The organism is Sphingorhabdus sp. (assembly GCF_044357595.1).
GTDB lineage: Bacteria > Pseudomonadota > Alphaproteobacteria > Sphingomonadales > Sphingomonadaceae > Sphingorhabdus_B.
In genome coordinates, this window is sequence record NZ_JBIKPH010000087.1 from 1 (window position 1) to 10,272 (window position 10,272).

The window sequence follows — 10,272 nt, forward strand, 5'->3', positions numbered from 1 at the left end:
CGCCTCGTGCCAAAGCAAAACTCGTGGAGAGTATTCCACTTGGTCGCGAAGGCACTGCCGACGAACTGGCTAATGTCGTCTGGTGGGTGGCAGGATCGCCTTATATGACTGGTTCAACAATCTCCAACGATGGTGGACTGCTGTGCCGACTGTAAGCGATCCGGCCGAGCGGTTTTGCCGCTGGCTGGAGGGGAATGCCGGATTTACCGAAGTACGAATCGCTCGTAAGTTGACGGGCGGCAACGCCAATGTGACCAGCCTTGTCGAAACCGCGAGCGGTCCATTGGTGCTTCGTCACCCGCCTACCAATACGGTATCTGATCTTGCCGGCGCCGGTATTTCGCGCGAATTTCGCTTCATCTCGGTCATCGCGGGCAATGCGCCGGTTGCCGAACCCATATTATATTGCGACGATGTGGAAATATTGGGCGCCCCATTTTCTCTCACGCGCTTCGTGCCGGGAACAGCGATTACCGACACTTTGCCCCCCGCTTATTCGAACAGCATCGCAACTATCGATGCTGTCGGCATCGCACTGATAGATGCCCTCGCCAAAGTACACGCAATTACGCCAGTTCCTGAAGGCCTTGGCGATGTAAAGAAGGCGCGGAATTTTGTCGCTCGCCAGATCGAACGGTGGCGTTCGGTGCGCTTAGCCAGCAAAGTCCGCGATCTACCGCTGGTCGAAGTGCTCGGAACTTGGCTCGCCGAAAACGTTCCAGAACCCGAGGCGGTACGGATCGTCCACTGCGACTACCACCTCGACAATGTGTTGATGGACCCGATCGAACCAAAAGTCAGGGCAATACTCGACTGGGAAATGGCAACGTTGGCCGATCCACTGGTCGACGTCGGGCTCGTCACGGCAATGTGGAATCGCGATGAAAGTCTTCCACTCGGCTTCGCATTTGTGCAGCGCGTGTCCAATGTTAAGGGAGTGATTGGCGGTGGTGAATTGGCGCAGCGCTGGGCAAGCTCAACAGGGCTCTCAATCGCACATCTTTCGTACTTTCAAGCTTTTGCACTATGGCGTCTCGCCGTCATCGTCGAGGGCGCCTATGTTTTGTTTCGCAATGGTCAAGTAGACGGACCTTATGAACGTGGCCTTGAGCAGGATGTGCCGGCATTACTCGATGCAGCCCAACGCATTGCACAGATAAAAGGTATCGCTTGATGGACGCCACCATGATGCACGAGCCGCTCGGCACCGCTGCAATTTTTGCCCACGGCGAGCGCATTCATGCTTCAAGCCGCATAGGCCTATTCGACGGCGAGCAGATGACGTGGCGAAGCTATGCCGAAACAGCCAATCGCGCCCGTCGTCTTGCTACGGCGTTGCGGTCGGCGGGCGTGCACAAAAATACGCGTGTTGCAACGTTAAGCTGGAATGATTTCGCCCATTTCGAAGCGTATCTTGCGGTGCCGGCGATGGGTGCTGTGCTCCATACGCTAAACCTGCGGCTGCATCCTGATCAGGTCCGTTACATCATGGCCGATGCCGGTGATGCTTTTCTAATTGCCGACGGCGATTTGCTTGCCGGCCTCCTACCCCAAATCAATTCGCTCGACGCGCTTAAACACATCCTCGTTACCGGCAATGCAACCCGGCTCGCGGGACTTGAAAAGCCATGGACGCTTTATGAAGACTTTATCGCTGACCATGAGCCGATTGTTGAATTTCCCGATATTGAAGAGACCGCAGCCGCCGCTACCTGTTATACATCCGGAACAACAGGCAATCCGAAGGGGGTCGTGTATTCGCATCGTACGATATACCTACATAGCCTGGCATCGATGGCCACAAACGCCTTTGCGTTAGGTAACAGCGATAAAATTTTACTGCTGCCGCCTATGTTCCATGCCAATGCTTGGGGGTTGCCTTATTCAGGCTGGCTCGCGGGTGCAGATTTCGTCCTGCCGGGCCCTAATCTGCAGCCTGAAGCGATCCGCCGAATGATCCGCGGAACAGCGCCTACCTTTACCGCCACCGTGCCAACCATCTTAAACGACCTGCTCCGCATAGATGCCAAGGACCCGGTCGATATGCAAAGCTTTCGCGTCATCGTGGTGGGAGGCTCGGCAGTTTCCGAAGGCCTCATCGCCGAGGTTGAGCGAAGCTGGAACGTGCCGCTTATCCAAGGTTGGGGAATGACGGAAACTAGCCCACTTTGCGTTCTGTCTCACCCCGCTGCCGACGCATCGGACGAAGAGGCGCGTCGCTTGCGAGCCAAAAGCGGACGTCCTGTCGCAGGCGTTCGTGTGCGTTTGGTCGACGACGATGGCAAGCGTCTCAGCGAAGATGGCAAAACCATCGGGCGCTTGCAACTGCGCGGTGCATGGATTGCGCGGGGCTATCACGGCGTTGGCTCGAGTGGCGTGTTAACCGACGACGGATGGCTGGACACTGGCGATGCTGGAACGATTGATGAACGCGGATATGTGCAGGTAACAGACCGGTTAAAAGATTTGATAAAATCAGGCGGCGAGTGGATACCTTCGGCGGAACTCGAAAATCACATTTCGAGCCTTCCCGGTATTAACCTAGCCGCAGTAATCGCAGTACCCGACCGGCGTTGGGAAGAGCGGCCATTGGCAATTGTTACGACACTAGATGGCGAAAGGCCCGATTTTGTGGGCCTACGACGCGCCTTACAGGATCGAGTTGCACGCTTCTGGATCCCTGAATATTGGGCACATGTTGATAGCCTACCACTGACCAGTGTTGGCAAGATTGACAAGCAGGCGCTGCGCGAGGCATTTGCGACCGGCAAGTCTATGTTTGAGAAGATTGAGGACACTCGATGAGCGCGCTACCCATGATGAAGGGCAAGGCTTCCCTTCGCGAGGTAACGGAGGTCGTTCAAACTGCTTTGCCCAAGACACGCGTCAGGCCACGCGTCAGTCGACGCACGCAAGCGGAACGAACGGCCCTATCTGATGCCCGGATGTTCGATGCAGCCATGCAATTGATAGTCGAACAAGGTACACATGCAACGACGCTGAAGGCCGTCGGAGAACGCGCCGGCTATTCTCGAGGGCTGGCATCTAGCCGTTTCGGATCGAAGGATGCGCTGTTCGGTCAACTTGTTCTGCACTTCAATACAAGCTGGACCCAGGAGCTGGCTAACAAGGTTGGAACACGCGGCGGCGTTCAGGCTTGCCTAGCAGCGTTGTGCGCGGTCGAAGATTTTCTGTCGAGCCACTCCAAATACATGCAGGCTATGTATATCCTCTGGTTTGAGTCGATCAGCACGCACAACGATGTACGCGATCATCTTGCAGCATATCATGAAATCTATCGCAGCGACGTCGCGCACTGGGTCGAAGAAGGTATTGCAAGCGGCGAAATCGATACTGCGGTAGACGCAGAATGCTACGCATTTGGTTTCTGCAGTTTTATTTTTGGGACTATCTACCAGTGGCTTGTCGCCCCTAGCAATGTCGACCTGCCCAAGCAGTTTGAAGCGTTTCGCCGATTGACCTTGAAGACATTTACAATTGATTAGATTTCTTCGAAATTTTTTCTAAAAAATATATATCTTTCAATGCTTTAATACCAATTTTTTAAGCTTGATTTTTCATTTGCTAGACGCTAGCAAATAAACGTTGGAATGTCGTGGGCGGCACCCGATAATCTGGGAGAGTTGGCTTGGCAAAAGCCCTGGATTCGCTAATGTTAACGCTCTTGGCGCGCCGTTCGGTGGCGGTAACGGGGGTTGCTCGCGGTCCGTGGACAACGCCTAATATCTGCGATGCAGGAACGGACGTAAAATGAGTGGTGCCCAGAGTATTGACTGCCATTTGAAACAGCCGGTTCTTGATGGGGTGCGGGTAATAGAATTGGCTGGAATCGGTCCTGCTCCGTTTTGCGGCATGATGCTTGCAGATCATGGTGCCGAGGTAATTCGCATAGATCGGCCTGGGGCTAATGTAGAGGAGCAGCAATGCGATGTTCTGCTGCGGTCACGACGTTCGATCACATTGGATTTAAAACGTCCTGAATCGATTGAAATCGTAGCGCGGCTTGCCGAAACAGCAGACGGTCTGATTGAGGGTTTTAGGCCGGGGGTAGCCGAACGTCTGGGATTGGGGCCTGAGACTTTAATGCAGCGGAACCCTGCTCTCGTGTATGGACGTATGACTGGTTGGGGACAAGAAGGGCCCCTTTCCCATACTGCTGGACATGATCTCAATTACATATCGATTAACGGGTGCCTCGCGGCGCTGGGTCAAGATGGCAAGCCGCCAATGCCGCCGCTAAACCTAATCGGTGACTATGGCGGTGGTGGCATGATGCTCGCCTTCGGGTTTGTATCGGCTCTATTGGCTGCACGACAGAGCGGCCACGGGCGTGTAATTGATTGCAGCATGGCCGAAGGGTCTGCGGCATTAATGGCTGGCATGTGGTCCCTAAAGCACAATGCCATGTGGGAAAAAGAGCCCGGCCAGAACCTCCTCGACGGCGGCGCACCATTTTATTCTAGCTATGCCTGCGCAGATGGAAACTTGATCGCCATCGGGGCCATTGAAGCGCAGTTTTATGCACGCTTTATTGAAGCGATGGAACTGAGCGACGACCCGCTATTCGCTGCGCAGCTTGACCAAGAGAGTTGGCCTGCCATGAAGGTACGGTTGAGCGAAATTTTTTCTTCGGCTCCTCGCGAGGCCTGGACGGGCCTACTGCAACATCGTGACTGTTGTTACACCGAAGTTATAACAATGGCTGAGGCGCCAGAGCATATTCACAACAGTCTCAGAGGTAGCTACGTTGAGTCGGGCGGCTGGATGCAACCGCATCCAGCGCCTAGATTTGGTGAAACAAAGGTCGTTCTACCCAAGATGTGGCAGCGCGATGCCGATAGGGAGGATATTCTTGCTGAGTTAGGAATGGACGACCCTGAGTGGATAACTACAAGCTAGATACATTGAGAGACAATGACCGGCACCAACAAAGGTGCCGGTGAATTATTGGAGAGTGTGATGACAACAGATAATGCCGACGCAAGCGTAGCGACTAAAAATCGTGCAGACCTGCCAACCCTGGACTATGACGCCATTGTCATAGGAGCCGGTTTTGCTGGACTAGCCCTTATCCATTATCTGCGAAAATTGGATCTGAATGTGCGCGTGTTCGACCGGGCCTCGGATGTTGGCGGCACTTGGGCTTGGAACCATTATCCGGGAGCAGCTACCGACAGTGAAAGCTATTATTACTGCCTGACCTTCTCTCCAGAACTGCTACAAGAATGGTCTTGGACAAAGCGTTATCCTGGTCGGGAAGAGACACAGAACTATATGCGGTTCGTCGCCGACAAATGCGACATGTGGCCATATATTCAACTTAACACAGAGATCGTCGACGCCCAATATATGGAGGGGCGCGGTTACTGGCAGGTGACAACTGGCGACGGCAGTATCTTTACATGCAAATATTTCATCAGCGGAATGGGGATGATCTCGGAGCCGATGATACCAAAAATTACCGGTATGGATAAATTCAAGGGGTCGATCTTTCATTCGTCCCGCTGGCCTACCGAAGGTTTAGATTACGCGGGCAAGAAGGTGGGGATTATTGGCGCGGGTGCAACAACGGTTCAAATGCTGCCGATTGTCGCCGAAACCGCGGGCAGCGTCACGGTCTTCCAACGCACGCCAAATTATATTTTACCCGCAATGCAAAAGTCGATGACGCCCGAGTGGGAAAAGGAAATAAAAAGCAACTACGATGCCATTATATCGAAGTGCCGGAACCACGTTTTCGGGATGGCCTTCGACAGCCCTGTGGGGCGTAATGCAATCGACACGCCGGCCGAGGAACGGGAGCGTATTTTTGAAGAGAATTGGACGGGCAGCTTTCGATGGGTTTTTGAAACCTTCGACGACCTTCTCGCTACCCCTGAAGCTAACCGGATGGCAGGCGACTTCATTGGCAAAAAGATGAAAGCGCGCATAAAAGACCCAGCGCTAGCCAAATTGCTTGTACCGAATTTCGATGATTATCCTCTGTTCGCAAAGCGCCCCCCGCTCGATCATGGATATCTAGAAGCATTCAGCAGAGACAATGTGCGCCTGGTCGACATCAAAAATCAGGAACCTCTGGCAGAGATTACGGAGACCGGTGTCCGCACGACCCAAAATGAATTTGAATTTGACATCATCGTGCTGGCGACGGGCTTTAAGGCTTACACAGGCGCGCTGGAGGCATTTCCGATCCGTGGTGTAAGCGGGCAAACGCTCAGTCACAAGTGGCAGGTCCAATCGAGCAGTATCATGGGGGTATGCGTCACCGGTTTCCCGAACATGTTCGTGGTCACAGGGCCTCAGGCACCATTTGCTAACCTGCCGACGTCAATTGAGCAAAACGCTATGTGGATTTCGCGCTGTATTGATAAGATGGAGCGCGAGGGGTTAGACGTGTTTGAGCCGCAAGAAGCAGCTGAAGCTGAATGGACTGCCGCTACCAGTAATATTCACGAGCAAACGCTTATGGCAGACGGAGACAAGGTTAACTCTTGGATGATGGGTGCCAATCGGGACGATAAAGGTGCGCGCGTTTTGATTTACTTCGGCGGTGCCAATGCATATTATGATGCTTTGGACCAATCAGCTGCCGAAGGTTTTCCGCAACTAACCTTTAGAAAATTGTCATAGGCGGCTTCGCATCGGGCATGCAACAAGACACATTAACAAAACTACATTCACACGTCTTAAAGAGGCTGGGGATGGCAAAAAGGATATTGGTAAATGCGGCTGGAAAATAAAGTAGCGGTCATCACCGGCGGAGCAATGGGTATCGGTGCTGCAACGGCGAGCCGATTTATTGCAGAAGGCTGCAAAGTCGTCATCGGCGATATACAACGCGGCCCGGGCGAAGCTTTTGCAGCACAGTTTGGCGACATGGCTGCCTTTGCCGTTTGCGACGTGACGCAGGAAGACCATGTCGCGGCGCTTGTGGATCTTGCCATCAGCCGGTTCGGTAAGCTGGATATTATGTTCAATAATGCCGGCATTATCGGCGCAGTGGGACCGATTGATACAACCCCAGCCGATGAATGGGCGGCTTCGCTTGCAGTGCTGATCAATGGCGTGTTTTTTGGCATGAAGCACGCAGCACGCGTCATGAAGCCCGCGGAACGCGGTAGCATAATCAGCATGGCAAGCACGGCTGGCTTAATGGGCGGACTTGGGCCGCATGCTTATGCAGCAGGAAAGCACGCTGTCGTTGGGATGACCAAAAACGTCGCTGCTGAGTTGTGCCATTTTGGAATTCGCGTGAATTCAATTGCCGCAGCAAGCATGGCGACCCCAATGGTTGCGAATGTCCTGACCGGCGATCCGGGTAATATCGAAGAAGCCAAGCGAATATTGGCTGAAGTTTCCCCACTGCACGGGCGGCCAGGTCTAGCCGAAGACGTCGCAAACGCTGCTCTGTGGCTGGCAAGCGATGAATCGGGCTACACAACTGGTCACACGCTGACCACTGATGCCGGGGCCACTATTGGCGCGACGTCTGCAAAGCCGAACTTCAGCGAGTATCAGCCGATGATCGGCGAAGTCGTCGTAAAGGCCAGCTAACGGCCGCCGCTAGAGTGGCCGGCCATATACCACCCCAGGCGCCACCTGGTGCTATGCCCATGGATGTTGCCTAAGCACGCCGCATATCCTCGGCTAGTCATTCGGAGGTGCTGGGGACAATGAAAACCAAAGCCATGATTGCGGCTGTTAAATGACCTAGGAGCAGGGACGCGCGCTGGCTTGCCAGCGCTACCCAGACCAGATTACTCAGAAAGCTGCTTCAAAGTATCCGATGTCACCCAAAGGCGAACATAGCAGGGCGCGCGAGCACCAAACTTAGCCTGAATCGGGCTAATATCTAGTGTGGATTTAATCATGAATCTCAGATAAGCGAGCCATGGAAATCAGACAGAAAATTTTTGAAAAGTAACGTAACATGAGTACAGCACAACAGCAGTTAACCTTGTCTGAACCAGACAGAAAAAATGCCGTAAGCACGGATGGGCTGTTGAGTAATGATCTGCTTGCTTGCATTGGCCGAACATCCGCACCTCGGACCGAAATTGCCTCTCGGCGCGAAATACGTAAATATTCAATTGCGACGGGCTGGAAGAAAAAAGAATATCTGGATGGCGATGAAGCCCCACCCTTGTTTCATCTCGCTCTGTTCTGGGACATGGTTGAACTTGATAAGCTGACCCCCGACGGCGTTTCAATCGATGAATTGCTACCCAAATTTCCGCTTGAAAAAGCAATGGCAGGCGGCCTCAGTATCGATTATTTCAGACCTATCATGGCAGAGGACGTGCTGGTTGCCACCCGCACCCTCACCAACATCTATGAAAAATCGGGCTCGCAGGGGCCGATCATTTTTTATGAAGTTTTAATGCGCGTAGAAACGGCCGCTGGCGAACTTGTCCTCACTGAAAAAACAACACGGCTCTTGCGGTAATGAACACAGCGGAAATAACAAACCTCAAGCCAGGCGACGCCTTACCCGGTCGCGCTTACGCTCCAGATAACGTCCAGAATTTTATGTACAGCGCTGCTCTTTGGAATGCCCATCGCATCCATTTCGATATGCCTTACGCCACTGAAGTCGAGGGCTATCCGGGCATTGTGATGTCGGGGCCGATGCTTGGCGACTGGCTAACCCAATGTGTCATAGAATGGCTGGATGGCGCGGGCCAGATGACACAGCTTGAATATTCGAACCGCAAAGCCGCATATATAGGCGAGACAGTCACCTCAGGCGGGCGTGTGCTTTCGGTGGATCATGACAAGGGTTCCGCAACACTGGAAGTCTTCATCAAGAATGAAGCCGGCGACGTTATCGTTCCGGGCACTGCCGTCGTTGCCTTCGACAAGGCCTGATCGGAACAACTATGGATAACTTGCGGGGAAAAGTCGCAATTGTTGGGGCTGCGGATACTCAGGTGGGAAAGCTTCCCCAATTCAGCCCCACCGGCTTATGTATCGATGCGGCGCGGCGCGCTATGGCAGATGCCAATATCACAAAGGACCAGATCGATGGGCTGATCACCTGCAATTCGATGGCCGAACCGTATATGTATCACGCCGAAGCAATGGCCGAGTATATGCAAATATTCCCGCGCTATTGCATGAGCGTGGGTGCTGGCGGCAGCACGACCTTTTCGATCTTGCATCATGCAGCTGCTGCGATCGTCAGCGGCATGTGCACCACCGTCCTGATCACGATGGCCGACAGTTTGCGTAGCGGCCTGACGCGAGACCAGGCTATGAAAATGCAGTCGTCGGCCGGCCATTCTCAGTTTGAAATTCCCTTCGGCCCAACGGTCCCAGCTTTTTACGCCCTCATTGCCCGTGCCCATATGCACAAATATGGCACGACCGCCGAACAGTTCGCCGCAATCGCCGTTGCATGCCGCAAACATGCCTGCCTCAACCCGACCGCCGAAATGCGCACCCCTATCACAATCGACGACGTCATGAATTCGCGTATGATTGCCGACCCCTTGCACCTACTTGACTGTTCTCTGGTGTCGGATGGTGGATCAGCGATTATCATGACCTCAGCTGATAGAGCTGCTGATTTCCCTCATGACCCCGTGTATATTCTGGGTGTGGGCGAAGGGCATGGCCATGAACATATAAGCCAAGCACACAGCCTGACCACATCCTTCGCCGTGGAATCAGGCCGGCGGGCTTATGCAATGGCGGGCCTTAGACCGAGCGACATGGACTTCGCGCAACTGTACGATTGTTTCACACCCACGGTGCTGGTGGAGCTTGAAGATCTAGGCTTTTGTCAAAAGGGAGAAGGCGGAGCGTTCGTAGAAAATGGTAATATCGAGCTTGGTGGCATGCTACCGGTCAACACCCATGGCGGACTTCTATCCCATTGTCATCCAGGCAACCCTGGATCAATGTTTGCGCTCACCGAAACCGTGACCCAGCTTCGCGGCACGGCGGGCGCGCGACAAGTCAAGGATGCCAAAGTCGCAATTGTGCATGGCCAGGGCGGCATCATGTCCAGCCATACCACAGTGATTCTTGCGAGGGAGCGTCACTGATGACGGGCCAGATGGACAAATTTCTCCCCCGCCCAACACTAGAATCCGCTCCTTTCTGGCAGGGCTGCCGCGATCATAAGCTATTGCTGCAATACTGCACGGCGTGCGGCACGCATCAATTCTACCCGCGCGTTATCTGCGCGAACTGCATGTCCGAACAGCTTGAATGGCGTGAAGCCAGTGGGCGCGGCACTGTGGAAAC

The 10,272-nt window shown here is 53.8% G+C and carries 10 protein-coding genes; all 10 read left to right on the forward strand.

Translation table 11 applies throughout. From position 1 onward, the window contains the following. The first annotated feature begins 142 nt into the window (after positions 1–142). On the forward strand, positions 143–1,174 hold the full coding sequence (locus ACIQ2T_RS09200; RefSeq protein ID WP_397590553.1) for a phosphotransferase family protein: 1,032 nt from the start codon (positions 143–145) through the stop codon (positions 1,172–1,174). After that, entirely contained in the window at positions 1,174–2,805 is a 1,632-nt protein-coding gene (locus ACIQ2T_RS09205) for a long-chain-fatty-acid--CoA ligase (RefSeq protein WP_397590554.1), read from the forward strand. Before ACIQ2T_RS09200 ends, ACIQ2T_RS09205 begins: the two co-directional genes overlap by 1 nt. Beyond that, positions 2,802–3,506 carry a TetR/AcrR family transcriptional regulator gene (locus ACIQ2T_RS09210; protein WP_306064859.1) on the forward strand — a complete coding sequence of 235 codons (705 nt, stop codon included), beginning with the start codon at positions 2,802–2,804 and terminating at the stop codon, positions 3,504–3,506. Before ACIQ2T_RS09205 ends, ACIQ2T_RS09210 begins: the two co-directional genes overlap by 4 nt. Positions 3,507–3,771: 265 nt before the next feature. Beyond that, entirely contained in the window at positions 3,772–4,920 is a 1,149-nt protein-coding gene (locus ACIQ2T_RS09215) for a CaiB/BaiF CoA transferase family protein (protein ID WP_397590555.1), read from the forward strand. A 60-nt stretch (positions 4,921–4,980) separates the two neighbouring features. Beyond that, positions 4,981–6,651: a flavin-containing monooxygenase gene (locus tag ACIQ2T_RS09220; RefSeq protein ID WP_397590556.1), complete on the forward strand. Its 1,671-nt coding sequence runs from the start codon at positions 4,981–4,983 to the stop codon at positions 6,649–6,651. 93 nt (positions 6,652–6,744) lie between these two features. Continuing rightward, complete coding sequence (locus ACIQ2T_RS09225; RefSeq protein ID WP_397590557.1) at positions 6,745–7,575, forward strand: SDR family oxidoreductase; 831 nt, start codon at positions 6,745–6,747, stop codon at positions 7,573–7,575. A gap of 448 nt (positions 7,576–8,023) precedes the next feature. Then, positions 8,024–8,467 carry a MaoC family dehydratase N-terminal domain-containing protein gene (locus tag ACIQ2T_RS09230; RefSeq protein ID WP_397590558.1) on the forward strand — a complete coding sequence of 148 codons (444 nt, stop codon included), beginning with the start codon at positions 8,024–8,026 and terminating at the stop codon, positions 8,465–8,467. Beyond that, entirely contained in the window at positions 8,467–8,889 is a 423-nt protein-coding gene (locus ACIQ2T_RS09235; protein WP_300034023.1) for a hypothetical protein, read from the forward strand. Before ACIQ2T_RS09230 ends, ACIQ2T_RS09235 begins: the two co-directional genes overlap by 1 nt. Positions 8,890–8,900: 11 nt before the next feature. Then, positions 8,901–10,070, forward strand: coding sequence for a thiolase C-terminal domain-containing protein (locus tag ACIQ2T_RS09240; protein ID WP_397590559.1), 1,170 nt, complete (start codon positions 8,901–8,903; stop codon positions 10,068–10,070). Between the two features lie 11 nt (positions 10,071–10,081). Then, the coding region (locus tag ACIQ2T_RS09245) for a Zn-ribbon domain-containing OB-fold protein (RefSeq protein ID WP_397590560.1) at positions 10,082–10,272 on the forward strand (191 nt) is incomplete at its 3' end.